Genomic DNA, 17,173 nt, shown 5'->3' on the forward strand with positions numbered 1-17,173 from the left:
CCGTGTTCGACAACGTTTTCACCAGCGAAGGCATCGAGGTCCTTCGCAGTCCACCGCAGGCTCCTCGCGCGAACGCGTACGCGGAACGCTGGGTGGCACGGTTCGCCGGGAGTGTCTGGACCGGATGCTGATCTACCACCGGCGGCACTTGCTGGCGGTCCTGGGTGAGTTCGTCGAGCACTACAACGAGCACAGGCCCCACCAGGGCCGCGACCAACGCCCGCCCAACGCCACGGACACCGAGCCAGCCGTCGCCGATCTCGCCTCGGCGCGGGTCCGCCGCAGAAAGATCCTCAACGGACTGATCAGCGAATACTCGCAGGCGGCGTAGCCCGAACCGCATTTCCGAGCGGTACAGGTTCGGCATGAGCGCCGACCAGCGCCGCGACGTCGCGGCCAGCTTACGAGGCATGGTCTTTCAAGGAGACACCGCCGGCCATCCGTGGCCCTGTCCGCTGCCGGCTGGTCGGCCGACCTCACCGACCGCCAGCCGTTGGCGTACGTGCCGGTCGAACCCACTCTGGTCGCCGAGGTGCTCGCGGACACCGCAGCAGACGGGCTGTCCGGCCGGCTACGGCACCGCTGCCGAACAGTCCGAATCCGGCTGGACCTACGCCCTGAAGACATTGCCAACATCGACTAGCGAACCTGACCGCCAGCGCCCGCGAAGCCCCCAGCCAGCTAAGAGACCAGCACCTCCAGCACGATGAGCATCGCCTTGACAGCGATCTCGACGAAGTGGCCAGCCACGGTGAGCAGGGGCTCCTGCCTGTTTCAGATTTCTACGCGGCGGTGGGCCAGGGCGGCGCTACAAGGGATCAGTTTACGAGGTTCAGGGTGTGCGGAGCGGGGGCATTTTCGCCGGGGCGTCGGATGGCTGCTGCTGCGGCTCCTGGGTGACGAGCCGCAGCTGTCGCTTGCGCCTGGCGAATCAGATGCACTCTCGGGGTGAAGGTCGTGGATTGGTGGCGTGGTGCTCCGACGGTGATCGGACTTCGGAGCACGGTGCAGCACCGTGCGACACCAACCGGCACGCAAGCCCCACTCGGCGGCGTGCCAGAGTCGTTTCTCGCGAGCCCGGGGAGTAACGAAACCCCTGGACCAGCGGATACGCAACCGCGACCCCGTGGACGCATCAACACGTGCGGTCACGGAGAGTAGTTGCAAGAGCGCCCGTAGCTCAATGGATAGAGCATCTGACTACGGATCAGAAGTAGACGCTCGTGAATATTGATTTTGTGCTTTGGGTGGATAGGCCGTGACCTGGGAAAAGACAGGTTCGCGGCCTAACTTGTTTCCGCATATTGGCGGAATTTCCCATCCATTGGGATTGTGGTGCTCGGATGGTGATCGGATGTTTCGGAACGGTCCGTGCTGGCCGATGGCGCTGCGGATCGATTGGTAACGCCGCGTCCGGACCGCCGTCGAGGGCCGAGGTCAACTGCCCAGAAACGGAATGGGCTCTATGCCGCGGCTCGGACCCGGCAACTGACCGAGATCGGCTGGCACATGCCGGCGAGCTCCGGCGGCCTGTCGATGTCTCAGGAAGATGCCGGGATGCGCGGCGCACGTTGAATCTCGACGCCGGCCGGGCGTGGGCGGCGACGGCAGTCCGTGGACTTGGTTGTTGCTTATGCCTCAACAATGCCGCGCCTGCCGCCGGCGTGGCCCTGGTGACGGGGGACATGTCCGGCGCCGTTGCAGGCGGCGGTGTGGGCGGGCAGAATGTCGCCGATGTGTGCCATTCACCGATGGAAGCGTGCTCACTGTGAGTGTCGGCCCGCCCTCTGATGACTCGGCGCCAGCGATCGATACCGCGGTGCCGCACTCTGCTCGGATCTGGAACTACTGGTTGGGTGGCAAGGACAACTACGCCGTCGACCGCGCAGCCGGTGACGAATACATGAAGGTCTTCCCGGGCGTGGTCCAGATGGCTCGTGCCTCGCGGGGGTTCTTGTCCCGCGCGGTGCGCTATTTGGCTGGTGAGGCCGGTATCCGTCAGTTCCTCGACGTCGGCACCGGCCTGCCGACGGTTGACAACACGCACCAGATCGCTCAGCGGGGTCGCGCCGATCTCGCGGGTCGTCTATGTGGACAACGACCCGCTCGTGCTCGTCCACGCCCGTGCACTGCTCACCAGCACCCCACAAGGCAAGACGAGCTATCTCGAAGCTGACCTGCGCGACCCTGACGCGATTCTGCGCGCCGGGGCCGTAACCGGCACGCTCGACCTGTCGAAGCCGGTCGCCGTCATGCTCATCGCGGTCCTCCATTTCATCATGGGCGCCGGCGCGGCGAAGCCGATCGTTGATCGGTTGATGGACGCTATGCCTTCCGGCAGTTACCTCGTGCTGACCCACAGCACCTCTGATTTCGCTCTTCCGGAACAAGCTGCCGTTGCGCAGAAGTTGATGGAGGCCGGCAAACTCGATACCTGGCCAAGGGGCAAGGCCGAGATCACCGAGCTTTTCCGCGGCTTGTGGCCCGTCGAGCCAGGGCTTGTTCACCTGAGCGAATGGCGTCCCGAGGCTGATCGCCCGCTGCCGCGCCGGCACGAGATTCCGGGCTGGGCTGTGATCGCCCGCAAGCGGTAAGGCGCGCACGGCTCGCGGCGGCACTGTTGCACGACGTGGTACTTGCACGAGCCTTTCCTCCCTGTAAGTAGACTGTTCGCAGCGACAAGATCCGAGGTCAAATGCTGGACCTTGTCGCAGAATCGGCGTGCCTGGTGTCGCAACCGAACCCGTCGTTCGGGCAAGCAGGTTCCCGGCGGCTACAGCGCCGCCGGCCAAAGCGATATTCAGTCACTGAGGGCGCCACGGCCGTTTCAAGATTGATAGTTGCGGTGAGTGATTGCGCCGGTGTCAGCGTGTCGGAAATAGACGAAGCTCCGTTGAGACCAGGTCCTCTTCACAGAACTGGTTCAACGGAGCTTCGTCGTGCCGCAGTCTGCCACCCTCATCGCCGATCCGTCGCCCGCGCCGCTGCCCGGAGACATCTCGTTCACGCCTTCGTGTCACGCTCTGCTGGAGTTGCTGCTCGCTGTCTCTGACGGCCGCTCGGACCAAGGGCGTGATCATCCGGTCGCGCTCGTGCTCGCGCTGGTCGCGGCGGCCACGGTAGCCGGATCGAAGGGCTACAGCGCGATCAGCGGCTGGGTCGCCGACGTTCCCGCCGACATCCTCGACGGCCTGTACGCCCGGGTCGAGGCCCGTCCGGCCGGACGACCGTCACGCTCCACACTATGGCGCGTCTGCACCGACACCGACGCCGATGTCCTGGACGCGGTGATCGCCGAGTGGACCACCGCCCAGCAGGCCCGCGGCGCAGTACTTGTCGAGCAGCCACGGCAGCGCCGCGTAACTCACCTTGACCAGGTCGAACTCGCCACGCTCGGCGGCCGTGTTGGTCACGTCGACGTCCGCGAAGGTCAGGTCGATCCCGGGCGCGCCGGGGACCAGGCCGTGTATCAGCGCGTGGAAGACGAACGTGTCGTTCGGGCCGGGGGGAGACAGCCAGGGAGAGCGCCACAGGCGTCACGCTAGTCCTGCCGGATGCCGGATGCCGGATGCTCGGCGGCCGGGTTGTCCAGTGCGCCACACCCTGACTTACCGCCAAGAAAAATATTCACATTCACCTCTGGATTAACGGCATGTGACTTTCTACACTCCGCCTTATCGGATCACTTGATCTACCAAGGGGGTGCCCCGTGGGTCGCAAGCTGCTTGCGGGTGTCCTGGTGCTGGGCCTCATCGGCGGGCTGTCCGCGCCCGCCGAAGCGGCGGCGACCTGGACGCCTGCTTACGCCCTGGAGGGCGCGTGCGTCTCCCTCCAGGTGTTCAACGGATCCACCTCACTCGGCTACGTCTTCAAGGACTCGGTCGGGTACGGCTTCACCGGCACGGCCACCAAGGCCGAGCCGTTCCGGTTCGAGGCCACCCAGCTCGGCCGGTACCAGCTTCGCGACCACACCGGCGCGCCGCCGTACCAGAGCACGGTCGGCTGGGTTTGGGCCGGCAACTCGTACGGCGACCGGGCCGACTGGACGGTCAGCTCGTCGGCCGGCCGGTACCGCCTGGTCTCGACGGCTACCGGGCAGCAGATGGGGTCCTACCTCGGCGGGCTCGGCGCCGGCAGCGCGACCATGGCGCTCACCCCGGCCACCGGCTGCGCCGCGATCCCGGACATCACCACCGGAGTGAGCGGCACCCCGTCCCCGGCGGTCGACTCCGGCGGCAAGCTGGTCGGCTGGGTCGACGCGCACGCGCACATCGTCGCGGCTGAGGCCTTCGGCGGGTCGTTGCACTGCGGGGACCCGTACGCCCCCGGCGGAGCCCGGGTCGCGCTGGCCGGCTGCGCCTCGCACGCCACGCTGGGCTGGGGCGCGCTGCTCGAGGCGATCGTCGCGGGCACCGACCCGATCAACTCGTCCGAGCAGGGCTGGCCGTCCTTCACCGACTGGCCGCAGCACGACACGATGCTCCACGAGGCGTCGTACTTCCGCAGCCTGGAACGTGCCTGGCAGTCCGGTCAGCGGGTGCTCAACGTGCTGCTGGTGGCGAACCGGGTGATCTGCGGACTGACCCCGGAGCACACCTCCTGCGACGAGATGGACCAGATCCGGGCGCAGTCGACGTACCTGCGAAAGATGCAGGACTACATCGACGCCCGCAGCGGCGGACCGGGCAAGGGCTGGTTCCGGCTGGCCACCACGCCCGCCGAGGTGCGCGCCATCGCCGCCCAGGGCAAGCTCGCGGTCACCATCGGAGTGGAGAACTCGGAGATCTTCGGATGCCGGGAGATCAAGGACGTTCCGCAGTGCACCACAGCGCAGATCGACGCCGGCCTCGACGAGCTGCAGGGCATGGGCGTCAGCGGCATCTACCCCGTGCACAAGTTCGACAACGCGTTCGGCGGGACCCGCTTCGACGAGGGCGTCACCGGGGCGGCCGTGAACGTCGGCAACCTGATCTCCACCGGCCACTGGTGGCAGGCGACGAGTTGCACCGGGCCGTCCGACAACGAGCAGCCGCTGGTCAGTGACGACTTCACCAAGCTGCTCGCACTCGGCGCCGCGCTGCCGGCCGGCGCGATCCTGCCGGTCTACCCGAGCGGCAAGATCTGCAACATTCGCGGGCTCACCACGCTCGGCCGGTACCTGGTTCAGAAGATGATGGACCGGGGCATGATCATTCACGTCGACCACATGGGCGTGAAGACCGCGAGCGCGGTGCTCGACATGGCCGAGCAGTCCAGGTACGCCGGGGTCACCTCGGTGCACACGTGGGCCGACCGGGCCCTGGTGAACCGAGTGCTCGGGCTCGGCGGGTTCGTCGCCTCGTACGCCTACGCGGCCACCGACGACGGCTCCGGCGACCCGACGTTCCTCGACGAGTGGCGCGCCAACAAGGCCCTCGCCAACGGCACGAAGATCACCGGGTACGGGATGGGTTCCGACGTGAACGGGCTCGGCCCGCAGGCCGCTCCCCGTCTGAACGCCGGATCCAGTCCGCTCACCTACCCGTTCACCGCGGTGAACGGCACCAAGGTCGCCAAGCAGGTCTGGGGCACCCGCACCTTCGACCTGAACACCGACGGCGTCGCCCAGTACGGCTTGTACGCCGACTGGATCACCGACCTGACCAATCAGGCCGGGTCGGACAAGGCGCTGCTCACCAAGCAGTTGATGAGCGGGGCCGAGGCGTACGTCGTCATGTGGGAGAAGGCTCGTTCGTGACGGATGTCGTCATCGAGTCGCCGGTGCGTACGCGATGGATGGTCGCGTACGCACTGGCGATGATCGGAGTGGCCGCCGGCTGGTTCGGGCCGATCCAGATCCTGCTCCCCGAGCACGCCGCCCGGCTCGCCGGTGAGGACGGCAAAGAGGCCCTGCTCGCCGTCGTGACCGCGATCGGCGCGGGGGCCTCCCTGGTCGCCAACCCGCTGTGGGGCGCCCTCTCCGACCGGATGGGCTCCCGGCGCGGGCCGATCTTCGTGGCCGGCACCGCCATCGGTGTAGCGGGCCTGCTGGTCCTCTCCGCCGCCGACACACGGACCCTGATGATCGTCGGCTGGGTGCTGGTCCAGACCGGGCTGAACGGCCCGCTCGCCGCCCTGGCCGCGCTGATCGGCGACCGGGTGCCGGAACGGCAGCGCGGCACGGTCGGCGCGCTGTTCGGCGTCGCCCAGATCGTCGGCGTGGTGCTCGGCACCGCCCTGGCCGTCGCGGTGGGTCAGGGTGCGCCCGGCTACATCGCGGTAGCCGTGGCGGTGCCCGCGCTCGGCGTCGCCCTGCTGCTGTCGATGCGGGGCGACGCCGTACGGGTCACCGGCGAGCGGACGCCGATCCGCTGGGCGGTGGTGCTGCGTCCGGGCGCCCAGTTCGCCTGGGCCTGGGTGATCCGCTTCCTGCTGAACCTGGTCAACGCGCTGGTGCTGGTCTACCTCTTCTACTTCCTGTCCGACCGGGTCGGTGTGGCCGACGCGGCGCTCTGGGTGCTCGTGCTGACCGTGGTGAACGTGCTGTTCGCCGGCATCTTCGGCTTCGCCGGCGGGGTGCTGTCGGACCGCTGGGGGCGCCGCCGGGTGTTCGTCGCGGCCGGCGCGGTGATCCTGGCCGCGGGGACCACGCTGATGGCGCTGTTCCCGGTGGTCCCCGTGGTGATCGGCGCTTCAGTGCTGGTCGGCGCGGGATGGGGCGCCTACGTCGCGGTCGACATGGCGGTGATCATGCATGTCCTGCCGGACGCCGAGACCCGGGCCACCATGCTCGGCGTCGCCAACATCGCCGGAACCCTGCCGCAGCTGCTCGCCCCGGTGATCGCCGCGCCGATCGTCACCCGGCTCGGCGGTTACTCCACGCTCTACCTGCTCACCGCTGCGGTCGCGCTGGTCGCTCTGGCTTGCCTGCCCCGCTTGAAAGCACTGCCTTGAAAGGATCTTCGATGCAATTCCCACCTGGTTTCCGCTTCGGCATGGCGACCTCGGCGTACCAGATCGAGGGCGCCTGGGACGCCGACGGCAAGAGCCCGAGCATCTGGGACACCTTCACGGCACAGCCCGGAACGGTCCGGCACGGTGAGGACGGCCGGGTGGCCATCGATCACTACCACCGGTACGCCGAGGACGTCGGTCACATCGCCGACGCCGGGGTGCAGGACTACCGCTTCTCGATCTCCTGGCCCCGGGTGCTGGCCGGCAGCGGTGGGCTCGACTTCTACGACCGGCTGGTCGACGCGCTGCTCGCCGCCGGGGTCCGGCCCGTTCCCACGCTGTACCACTGGGACCTGCCGCAGGAGCTGGAGGACCGCGGCGGCTGGATGAACCGGGACACCGCGCACCGGCTCGCCGACTACGCCAGCACCCTCGTGCTGCGGCTCGGCGACCGGGTCCGGGACTGGATCACGATGAACGAGATGAACGTGCACACCCTCTACGGGTATGCGCTCGGCGACCACGCCCCGGCCCGCGGACTCGGCCTCAGGGCCCTGCCCGCCGCCCACCACCAGCTGCTCGCCCACGGGCTGGCCGTGCAGGTGCTGCGGACCCACGACGCGGGCGCGATCGGCATCGCCAACCAGCACTTCCCGGTCAGTCCGGCCGGTGACGACCCGGCCGACGTGTTCGCCGCCGAGATGTTCCGCAACCTGACCAACTGGACCTTCTCCGATCCGGTCCTGCTCGGCGACTACCCGGACGAGATGATCCGCGCCGGAATCGGCACGTCGGGCGCGCAGCTCGACCGGGATCTGGAACTGATCGGGGCCCGGCTGGACTTCTACGGGGTCAATTTTTACGAACCGACCGCGATCGAGGCGCCCCGCGAGGGAAAGGATTACGCCGGGGTGCTGGAGGTCGACATTCCGGACGGGATGCCGTTCTCGCCGGTGCCGGTGAAAAGCGATGAGCGCACGGACTTCGGATGGGCGATCGTGCCCGGGGCACTCACCGAGATCCTCGTCGCCCTGCGCGAACGCTATCCGGCGTTGCCGCCGATCATCGTCACCGAGAACGGCGCGTCGTTCCACGACACGCCGCCCGACCCGGACGGCCGGGTGCGCGATCCGCGCCGCATCTCCTATCTGGACTCGCATCTGCGGGCGGTCGCGGCGGCGATCGATTCCGGGGTGCGGGTGGACGGTTTCTACGTCTGGTCTGCGTTCGACAATTTCGAGTGGGCGGCGGGTTACGACGAACGGTTCGGACTGGTCTACGTGGACCGGGAAACCCTTGCCCGCACGCGCAAGGACTCCTGGTACTGGTACCGCGACCTGATCGCCGGCCAGCGCTGATCCCGGTCCCCATCCCGGAGGCCGGCCGCCCTGTCGGCCGGCCTCAGCCGGTCACCCTGAGCTGCTTGATCTCAGCCGCTTGATCTCAGTTGGTCGATCTCAGCTGGTTGACGAAATCGTCGGCGAGGCGGGTCAGGCGTTCTGCCCGGCCCTCCTCGGCCCAGCCGTCCACCAGGCTGAGCAGCGTGCTGCCCTCGACCAGGATGATGAAGTCGTCGATGACCGCTTCATCCGCCACGCCGACCCGAAGTTCGTCCAGATCACGGGCCTCACGCAGACACGTGTGCAGATGCCCGCGGATCACCCGGTGCGACTCACGACGGGACTCGGCCAGCAGTGGGTGCGACAGCGCCGCGCCGGCGAAAGCCACGTTGACGTGCGCATCCGCGGCCCGCTCATCATCTATCGGCAACACCGCGTCCAGCGCGGCCCGCAGACCGGCCAGACCATACAGATCCCCACCGATCCGGAAGGCCCGCTCGACGATCTGCTCGTAGACCGCCTTCTGCGCCGCCACCAGAATGTCGTCCTTGCCGCCGAGGAAATGCGCGAGAACACTCAGCGAGCACCCCGCCTCATCAGCGATCGCCCGGGTGGTGGTGCCCTCGACGCCGCGCGCCCGAACCACCCGCCAGGTGGCCGCGAGAAGTTCCGCCCTGCGTACCTCGTGGTCGACCAGCCTAGGCACTCGCCCAGCCTAGCCGCAATGCCGGGTAGTTAAGGGTCCAGGCTGGTCGTCAAGGCGGGTCCAGCGAGGATGTTGAGGCTGATGGTGGCCGTGTAGGTGCGGCGGTCGATATTCGGGCCGCGGGCGTTGTATTTGGAGATGGCTCGTTTGACGGTGCGGGCGTTGACGCGTAGACGCCGTTGGGGCAGTAGATCGTCCAGGACGAGGCGGCCGATCCTGCCGACCAGGTCGATGACGGTGCCGGCGATGACGCCGGTGGCGTGGACGACCTGGTCACGGGCGACGTGCAGGGCGATGGAGAAGCTTGCTCGATCGGGGTCCACTCCTGGTTCGCTGTTGGTCGCGTCGGTCATCGCGGTGCGCAGGATCTGATAAGTGACGAGCAGGGCGTGGATTTCTTGATCGACGCCGGCGGGTGTGCGGGCGCGTAGCACCCGGCCGCCGAGGATGCTGGATGTGATCTCCAGGTAGGCGGTCTCGATCTCCCATCGTTCGTGATACAGCCGCAAGATCGCGGTGGCGGGATAGGTGTCCGTGTCGAGCAGGGTGGTGATCAGCCGGTAGACGCCGGTGACCGTGCCGGTCTTGGTGGCGATGCGGATCTCGGCGTCGATGACCCGGACGCTTTGGCCGCCGAACACCGACCGGTAGGAACCATCGGGACACCGGTGCAGCACCGGCAGTTTCGGGGCGCCGCGACCGGTTTTGGCCCGGACCAGTAGATGCGCCTGACAGTCGGTCACGATCTTCAGCAGGTGCCCGGCGGCGAAGTTGCGGTCGGCCAGCAGCAGAACACCAGCGGGTAGCCGGGCGAGGAGGTCCTTGGCATAGGTGGTCTCACCGGAGGTGATCGGCCCGAACACGGCGTCCATCACCGACCGGGTGCCACACGCCATGATCGTGACCAGCCGCACCATCGGATAGCTCGACCCACCGGTGCGGCCCCCGCGCTGTTTACTGAACCGGGCCAGGTTCGCCGCGCTGTCAGCGACGAACAACGTCGTGCCGTCGATCGCGCAGACCAGCAGACCCCGCCAGCGCACCGGTCCCGCCATACTCGCCGCCGGGCCTCGCAGCAGATCGAACAACGCCCGCAACGGCTGCGGGCCGACCCGGGCCCGGGCCTTGGTCAACGCGGCCTCGCTCGGATCCGCAACCGCCAGCCCTTCCAGACCGGCGACCAGACGCTGCCACACCTGCCGATACCCGAGCCCGGCGAACAAACAACCACCGAGCAGCAGATACACCACCACCCGCGAGGGCAGATCCCGAACCCGACGCTGAACACAGCAGGTCTGGGCCAGGACCGTATCGATCATCTCGAACGGCACCTGCTGAGTCAGCTCACCCAGATGACCCGGCGCGAACGGGCCGGCCGCGACCCGAACCACACGCGTAATGACAGACTGAACCAACAGCGGGACTCCCGGCGGTAAGGCATGTCTTTGGCGGACGTACCTCTCTACCGGAGTCCCGCTGCCTACCTCACCACCAACACGCCCACTTGACGAACCATCGCTGCGCTTAACTACCCGGCATTGCCGCTAGCATCGTGCTGGTGATTCTTGGCGGCGCAGGCATTGCCATTGAGGGGCCGAAACCGGAACCGGCCCGACGACGGCGAGGCCGCCGTGTTCCGCGGTGACCAGCGGGATGCCGGACCGGCTTGCTGGGTGGACTGCCGTGGTGGGACAGCGCAAGCCGCGGGTCGAGGTAGTCCGGGCCGATACATCGGACTCCGCGAGCAGCCACACGTACCGAGGATGCAAAACGCTCGTTTCAGATGACCTGCCGAAAGCTACCGCCATGATGCGCGGATTGACTCCGAGACCGCGGCCGATCTGCTGACCCGGGCCGACGCCCGGATCGACGCCGGCGGGGCCCAGCTCCTCGCCGGGCACCGCGCACGCCGCGACCGGCGATGGCGACGGGGCCCGCGAACGCTTCACCACGCGCGTGCCCTGCTCGACGCCTGCGGCGCGGGACTGTTCCTCCGCCAGGCCATCGGCGAGGAGCACCGCCTGATCGCAGGGGTCAGGGGGCCGGCTGCGGGGCACCAGCCGCGAGGCCGGGTGAGGCCAGGACCAGCAGCAGCTCGAAGCGGGTGGCCGGGTTGTCCAGGTCGGCGCCGAGCAGCTCGCGTAGGTGCTTGAGCCGGTAGCTCACCGTCTGCGGGTGCACGAAGAGGTCCGCGGACACGTCGGCGCGTGAGCCCCAGTGCATAAGCCAGCTGTGCAGCGTCTCCAGCAGGCGTTCCCGCTGGGTGGCCCGCACCGCGGCGAGTGGCGCCAACCGGTGGGTCGAGAGCGCCGCCAGGGCACCGGGCTCGCCCCGCAGTGCCAGCGTGGCGAGGTGGTCATCGGCGAAGACCGGGGCCTGGTCGGGTCCGGTCAGCCGGTCCGGCCCGACCAGTCCGGCCGCCAGCTCGGCCAGGCGCACCCCCTCGGGCACCAGGGACCACTCCAGGGCCGGGCCCACCACGGCGCCGCGGCCGTGCAGGGCGTCGGTGAGCTGGGAGCGGGCGGCGCGGGGCCCGGCCCGCAGGAGCAGCACGGCATCACGTACGCGTTCGACCACGACACCGTCCACGCCGTAGCGGAAGCGGGCGTCGCGGGCCTGCTCCAGCGGTAGGACGACGGGCACCACGGCGTCGAGCGCCCGCCAGCCGATGCCGGCCGCGGCCGCAGCGACCACGCTCGCCGGGGCGCTGCCGCGCAGCAGGAGCTCCGCCAGCTGGTGCCGGCGCCGGTCGCCCTCGCCGGCCTGTTCGCGCAGCTGAAGGGCGAACCCGTCGGTGCTCGCGGCGGTCAGCTCGTCGACGTACGCATGGATCGCGTCGGAGAGGTCGATGAGCTCCGCGGTGTCCACCGGGCGCACCTCGGCGAGCGCCGCACAGGCCTTGCGCAGCATCACCCGCGCCGCCAGCCGGAAGGTGGCGAGCAGCGCCTCGGGTCCGTGGTTCTCGCGGGCCTCCGCCGCGCCGAGGCCGGTGAAGACCTCCCGGGAGCGCGGCGGCAGCGCGGGCTCGTCGGTGCCGACCAGCTCGAGGAAGCGCTCCAGGGCGACCGTCACCGCCGTGAGCACGTCGCGTTCGACCTTGGAATTCTCCACCTCGGCGAGCGTGGGGGTCGCCTCGGTGAGCGCGTCGGCGACCTCCCGGACGGTCGCCGCCAGCTGGGGCCGCATCGCCGCGGACAGGTCCGGGGACAGGCGTCGCCAGGGAGTCATGCCCAATCTTGTCACGGCGTGATAAAAACCGGTGCGCTTCTCGCTGGTGGAACGACGGAGAATTTGTCCCGGTCCGGCGCGACGATAGGGGAGCCGCCACTGGTGTCAGGGAGCAGAGGAGAACTGTCGTGGAGCACCGTATCTCCCGCCAGCACGTCGTGGACATGTGCCGGACCATGTTGAACCGTGGTTATCTGAAGGCCACGGAGGGCAACATCTCGGTTCGCGTCCCCGGCCGCCGGCTGTACGCCGTGACCCCGAGCAACTACGACTACGACAAGATGCGGGTCGAGGACATCTGCATCGTCGACTTCGAGGGCAAGCACGTGCCCGACGAGGGCGGCACCAGCCTCGCGCCGTCCATCGAGTGCGGGATGCACGCCAACATCTACCGCGAGCGGCCGGACGTCAACGCGATCGTGCACACCCACCAGCCGTATGCCTCGGCGCTGGCCTTCCTGCGCAAGGAGATCCCGGCCCTCACCGACGAGCAGGTGCGCTTCCTCGGCAAGCAGGTGTCGATCATCCCCTACGCGCCGTCCGGCACCGGCTTCCTGGCCAAGAACGTGCAGAAGAAGGTCACCAGCGGCGACAACGCGTTCATCATCGCCAACCACGGCATCATCGCGCTGGGCACCGACCCCGACCGGGCCGTCTTCGCGATGGCGCTGCTGGAGAAGGTGTCCCTGGCGTACCTGCTGGCGCTGACCACCGAGAGCGGCAAGATCTACACCATCCCGAAGGCGATCCGTGAGATCGCCTTCAGCAAGCTGCGCAAGGACCAGAAGCGGATCGCCGCGCAGATCACCGAGTCCGTGCCACCCGTGCGGGTCGCCGCGGCCGAGGGGCTGCCGAGCGCCGACGAGAAGGCCGCCGCGGTCGCCGCGGCCGGTGCCCCCACACCCGCGGTGGTGGAGGCGCCCGGCGGCGAGTCGGCCCACCTCGGGTACGCGATCAGCGAATACCTCGACGTCGACGACACCATGCGCCGGCTCAAGGCGCTGGTGGCCCAGCCCATCCGCGGGCTGCGGCACGACGCGTTGCTGGACGTGCTCAACTACTTCGACACCAAATGCACGGCCAGCAAGGAGATCACCGATCGGGCGAAGCTGCGCATCCCCGGCGGCGTGCAGCACAACCTGGCCTTCAACTACCCCTTCCCGCTGGCCGTGGACCGGGCCGAGGGCGCATACCTGACCGACCGGGATGGCAACACCTACATCGACTTCCTGCAGGCCGGTGGCCCGACGATCCTGGGCAGCAACTACGCCCCGGTCAACGAGCAGGTGGCGGCCGTGATCCGGGAGTCCGGCCCGGTGACGGGCCTGTTCCACGAGTACGAGCTCAAGCTCGCCGAGATCATCCACCGGTACATGCCGCACATCGAGATGTACCGCGCGCTCGGCTCGGGCACCGAGGCCGTGATGGCCGCGGTCCGGGGCGCGCGTGCCTTCACCGGCAAGAAGGTGGTGATCAAGGTCGGCGGCGCGTACCACGGCTGGTCCGACACCATGGTCTACGGCCTGCGGGTGCCCGGCACCTACCGGATGAACAGCAAGGGCATCCCGTTCGGCGCAACCAACAGCACCCGCGAGGCGTTCCCGCACGACCTCGGCCAGCTCCGGCGCAAGCTCATCGAGAACAAGGCCCGGGGCGGCACGGCCGCGGTCATCGTCGAGCCGGTCGGCCCCGAGTCCGGCACCCGGCCGGTGCCGCGTGACTTCAACGCCAAGGTCCGCCAGCTGTGCGACGAGTTCGGCGCGCTGCTCATCTTCGACGAGGTGGTCACCGGCTTCCGGCTCGGCCTGGGCGGCGCGGCCGGCTACTTCGGCGTCAAGCCCGACCTGACCGTGCTCGGCAAGGCCGTCTCCGGCGGATACCCGATGGCTGGCGGGGTCGGCGGGCGGGCCAACATCATGGCATGCTTCGGCTCCGGTCTAGACGGCAAAAGCGGGGCGCACATCCAGGTCGGCGGGACGCTCTCGGCGAACCCCCTGTCCTGTGCGGCCGGCTACTTCGCGATCGAGGAGATGGCCCGGACCAACGCGCCGGTCATCGCCGGGCGCGCGGGCGACCGGCTCACCCGGGGGTTGCAGCGGCTCATCGACAAGTACGGCCTGCCGTACGTCGCCTACAACCAGGGCTCGATCGTCCACCTGGAATGCAGCGGTGTCATGCTGCTGGACATGCACAACCCCCTCAAGCTGCTGAAGGAGAACAAGCCCCGCAAGAAGCTGATGGAGCAGATGGGTGCGGCGTACGCGGCCCACGGCATCATCACGCTGGCCGGGTCGCGGATGTACACCTCGATGGCCGACACCGACGAGGTCATCGACGACGCGCTGGACCGCTTCGACCGGGTGTTCGCGCAGGTCGAGGGAGCCTGACCGGTGGGAACGCCGCCCCAGATCCTCGCGATCGACCTCGGCACCTCGGGGATGAAGGCCGCCCTGGTAGCGGCCGACGGCACCGTCACCGGCTGGGCCGAGCAGGCGGTGCCGCTGCGGGTGCTGCCGGGCGGCGGCGCCGAACAGGACCCGGTCGAGTGGTGGAAGGCGCTGGCCGTTGTCGTCGCGGACCTCGGCCGCAGCCACCCGGAGCACCTGCGGGAGGTCACCGCCGTATGCGCCTCCACCCAGGGCGAGGGCACGATCGCCGTGGACGCCGCGGGTGAGCCGCTGACCGCGTGCATCAGCTGGCTCGACATGCGCGGGGCAGCCAACCTGCGCCGGCAGTTCGGCGGCTTCGTGTCGTACGACGGGATGTCGGTGCGCCGGATCGCGCGCTGGCTGCGCCTGACCGGGGGCATGCCGTCGCTGGCGGGCAAGGACCCGGCGGCGCACATGCTCCTGGTCCGCGACGCGATGCCGGAGGTGTACGAGCGCACCGCCACGTTCCTCAACGTGCTCGACTGGATCAACCTCAAGTTGACCGGTCGCACGGTGGCCACCGTCGACTCGATCCTGAGCTCGTGGCTCACCGACAACCGGCGGGCGTCGGACATCCGCTATTCCCCCGCGCTGGTCGCCGACTGCGGCATCGACCCCGACAAGCTGCCGCCGATCGTCGCCTGCACCGAGGTGATCGGCACGCTGTCGCCCAGCGCCGCGGCACACCTGGGACTGCCGGAGTCGGTGCGGGTGGTGGCGGGTGCCATCGACAATACGGCGGCGGCTGTGGGCGCCGGCACGACCGGCGACAACCAGCCGCACCTGTACGTCGGCACCTCGTCGTGGATCGCCGCGCACGTTCCGCGCAAGAAGACCGACATCTTCTCCCAGATCGCGTCGCTGCCCTGCGCCGTGCCGGACCGGTACCTGATGACCGCCCTGCAGGCCACCGCGGGCGCCAACCTGACCTGGCTGCGCGACAAGATCGTGGAGTACGACGACCCGCTGATCGGCGCCGGCCACCTGCTGAGCCGCGACGAGGGCACGATCTTCGACGCCTTCGACCAGATCATCCCGACCGTGCCGCCCGGCTCCCACGGCGTGGTCTACACACCCTGGCTGTACGGCGAACGCGCACCGGTCGACGATCCGAACCTGCGCGCCGGCTTCCTGAACATCTCCCTCGGCACCAACCGCTCGGACCTGCTGCGGGCGGTATTCGAGGGGGTCGCGCTCAACACCCGCTGGCTGGTCGGCGCCGTCGACCGGTTCCTCGGCGCGCCAGTCACCTCGATGGTGATCACCGGCGGCGGCGCGCGGTCCGACTCGTGGTGCCAGATCTTCGCCGACGTGCTGGGCATCGAGATCCGCCGCGACGCCCGGCCGGTCGCGGTCAACGCCCGCGGCGCCGGCTGGATCGGCGCGGTGGGCGCGGGCATGATCTCCTTCGCCGAGATCCCCGACCTGATACGCAACGACGTCGTCTTCGAACCGACGGCCGCCCACCGCGCGACGTACGACGTACGACGTACGACGAATTGTTCGACGTGTACCAGATGCTGCACAAGCGTCTGGCCCCGGTCTACAAACGACTCAACCACTGATCGCCGGGATACCCGTACTGTGTGGCGATGACCGTCGCTGATGTGGTGCCGCCGCCGACCGACCCGGAGTCAGCCCGCCCCCCGCGGCGCCGTGGCGGGCGATGGGTCGCGGTAGTCCTGGCCGCCCGGCTAGGCCGTGTGCACTGACCCACAGCAGGACACCAACGATCGCCTGCTCTTCATCGACACCACCACAGCGCCCCCGAACCGCCAGCCGGCCGATCCCATCCTTCAAGCCTGGAACAAACTGTCACTGGCGTGATCAGATCAGCGCACGCGTGCCTCGGCCGCCTCAAGAGCGTGCCGCTCGTATCGCCATCGCCGCGTTCCAGCAGGAACAACAGCGCTCGTTCGGACCCAAACCCGGCTCCGGCTCCGGCTCCGGCATCACGGTGATGGCGGCGAATTGGGTTCGCGAACCGAGGGCTGGATGACGTTCCTGTGTTCGTCAAGCCTGGGCGGGAGGGCTCGGATCGGTGTCGCCGGACTCTGTCCGGATGGGCGCAATACCGTACTTCTCGACCATGAAGCGCCAGAACAACGGCACCGCGTCGGAGGTCGGACGCTCTATCCGATCGTTGCGTCCCGTCACGGTGAGGTGCTCGATGACGACATGGCCGGTACGGACAGGCCACATCGAGGACGGCGAACAGACCCTGATCACGTCGTAGGGAGGTTCCGGGATGGGTCGGGTTACGACGATCAGGTCGTGCATGGATGTGCACCCGGCCAGCGTCTCGGCCGCGTCGCGTCCGAAGACGCTGTCAACGATGTTCGCCATGTGACGGAATTCCTCGTGCGCCTCCGCCATGCTGTGGAAACTGGACGAGATCTCTGCCCACGGCACTTCTCTTAAATGGGTACGGCCATCCGAGCGTGTGCCGTTCGGAAACCCGGCCGCGGGGTCTGACGTGCGGTTTGTCCGGCACCCTGGCCCGCTCCCATGGTCATGCTGACGCCATGATCCTGTCG

Annotated in this window: 12 protein-coding genes and 3 pseudogenes; 9 read left to right on the forward strand and 6 right to left on the reverse strand. The window is 68.6% G+C overall.

The features are described from left to right. Positions 1-124: 124 nt before the first annotated feature. From AB0O15_RS47085 to AB0O15_RS47100, 4 genes and pseudogenes are all read left to right on the forward strand, one after another. A complete protein-coding gene (locus AB0O15_RS47085; RefSeq protein ID WP_364334464.1) occupies positions 125-331 on the forward strand; it encodes a transposase in 207 nt (68 codons plus the stop codon). Positions 332-442: 111 nt separating this feature from the next. Next, positions 443-643, forward strand: a complete 201-nt coding sequence (locus AB0O15_RS47090) for a hypothetical protein (RefSeq protein WP_364334467.1) — start codon at positions 443-445, stop codon at positions 641-643. Between the two features lie 1,125 nt (positions 644-1,768). After that, a pseudogene (locus AB0O15_RS47095) lies at positions 1,769-2,594 on the forward strand (SAM-dependent methyltransferase). Between the two features lie 345 nt (positions 2,595-2,939). Further along, positions 2,940-3,293, forward strand: a pseudogene (locus AB0O15_RS47100) (transposase family protein); the annotation flags it as partial. 42 nt (positions 3,294-3,335) lie between these two features. On the opposite strand, the pseudogene AB0O15_RS47105 reads toward AB0O15_RS47100, so the two are convergent. Then, positions 3,336-3,531 (reverse strand): annotated as a pseudogene (locus AB0O15_RS47105) (MqnA/MqnD/SBP family protein); the annotation flags it as partial. A 178-nt stretch (positions 3,532-3,709) separates the two neighbouring features. Between AB0O15_RS47105 and AB0O15_RS47110 the strand changes: the two are divergent. From AB0O15_RS47110 to AB0O15_RS47120, 3 genes are read left to right on the forward strand one after another with little or no spacing between them, the layout of a single operon-like run. Beyond that, positions 3,710-5,737 (forward strand): hypothetical protein, encoded by a 2,028-nt coding sequence (locus AB0O15_RS47110; protein ID WP_364334470.1) that lies wholly within the window; start codon positions 3,710-3,712, stop codon positions 5,735-5,737. Next, on the forward strand, positions 5,734-6,933 hold the full coding sequence (locus tag AB0O15_RS47115) for an MFS transporter (protein ID WP_364334473.1): 1,200 nt from the start codon (positions 5,734-5,736) through the stop codon (positions 6,931-6,933). The genes AB0O15_RS47110 and AB0O15_RS47115 overlap by 4 nt, the downstream gene beginning before the upstream one ends. An 11-nt stretch (positions 6,934-6,944) precedes the next feature. Beyond that, a complete protein-coding gene (locus tag AB0O15_RS47120; RefSeq protein ID WP_364334476.1) occupies positions 6,945-8,291 on the forward strand; it encodes a GH1 family beta-glucosidase in 1,347 nt (448 codons plus the stop codon). A gap of 85 nt (positions 8,292-8,376) precedes the next feature. On the opposite strand, the gene AB0O15_RS47125 is transcribed toward AB0O15_RS47120, so the two are convergent. From AB0O15_RS47125 to AB0O15_RS47140, 4 genes are all read right to left on the reverse strand, one after another. Beyond that, on the reverse strand, positions 8,377-8,979 hold the full coding sequence (locus tag AB0O15_RS47125; RefSeq protein WP_364334479.1) for a TetR/AcrR family transcriptional regulator: 603 nt from the start codon (positions 8,977-8,979) through the stop codon (positions 8,377-8,379). A gap of 29 nt (positions 8,980-9,008) precedes the next feature. After that, positions 9,009-10,370, reverse strand: a complete 1,362-nt coding sequence (locus AB0O15_RS47130; protein WP_364334482.1) for an IS4 family transposase — start codon at positions 10,368-10,370, stop codon at positions 9,009-9,011. A gap of 153 nt (positions 10,371-10,523) precedes the next feature. Beyond that, the gene (locus AB0O15_RS47135) at positions 10,524-10,997 is read right to left on the reverse strand and encodes a hypothetical protein (RefSeq protein WP_364334485.1); all 474 of its coding nucleotides are present in this window, start codon (positions 10,995-10,997) and stop codon (positions 10,524-10,526) included. Positions 10,998-11,013: 16 nt separating this feature from the next. Beyond that, positions 11,014-12,207 carry a helix-turn-helix domain-containing protein gene (locus AB0O15_RS47140; RefSeq protein WP_364334488.1) on the reverse strand — a complete coding sequence of 398 codons (1,194 nt, stop codon included), beginning with the start codon at positions 12,205-12,207 and terminating at the stop codon, positions 11,014-11,016. A gap of 128 nt (positions 12,208-12,335) precedes the next feature. Here AB0O15_RS47140 and AB0O15_RS47145 point away from each other — a divergent pair, with 128 nt between their 5' ends. Beyond that, positions 12,336-14,594, forward strand: a complete 2,259-nt coding sequence (locus AB0O15_RS47145; RefSeq protein ID WP_364334491.1) for an aminotransferase class III-fold pyridoxal phosphate-dependent enzyme — start codon at positions 12,336-12,338, stop codon at positions 14,592-14,594. A 3-nt stretch (positions 14,595-14,597) separates the two neighbouring features. Further along, the gene (locus AB0O15_RS47150) at positions 14,598-16,232 is read left to right on the forward strand and encodes an FGGY-family carbohydrate kinase (RefSeq protein ID WP_364334493.1); all 1,635 of its coding nucleotides are present in this window, start codon (positions 14,598-14,600) and stop codon (positions 16,230-16,232) included. Between the two features lie 417 nt (positions 16,233-16,649). On the opposite strand, the gene AB0O15_RS47155 is transcribed toward AB0O15_RS47150, so the two are convergent. Continuing rightward, positions 16,650-17,012 carry a hypothetical protein gene (locus AB0O15_RS47155; protein ID WP_364334495.1) on the reverse strand — a complete coding sequence of 121 codons (363 nt, stop codon included), beginning with the start codon at positions 17,010-17,012 and terminating at the stop codon, positions 16,650-16,652. Positions 17,013-17,173 lie beyond the last annotated feature (161 nt).

This window comes from Actinoplanes sp. NPDC089786 (genome assembly GCF_040684855.1).
Classification (GTDB): Bacteria; Actinomycetota; Actinomycetes; order Mycobacteriales; family Micromonosporaceae; genus Actinoplanes.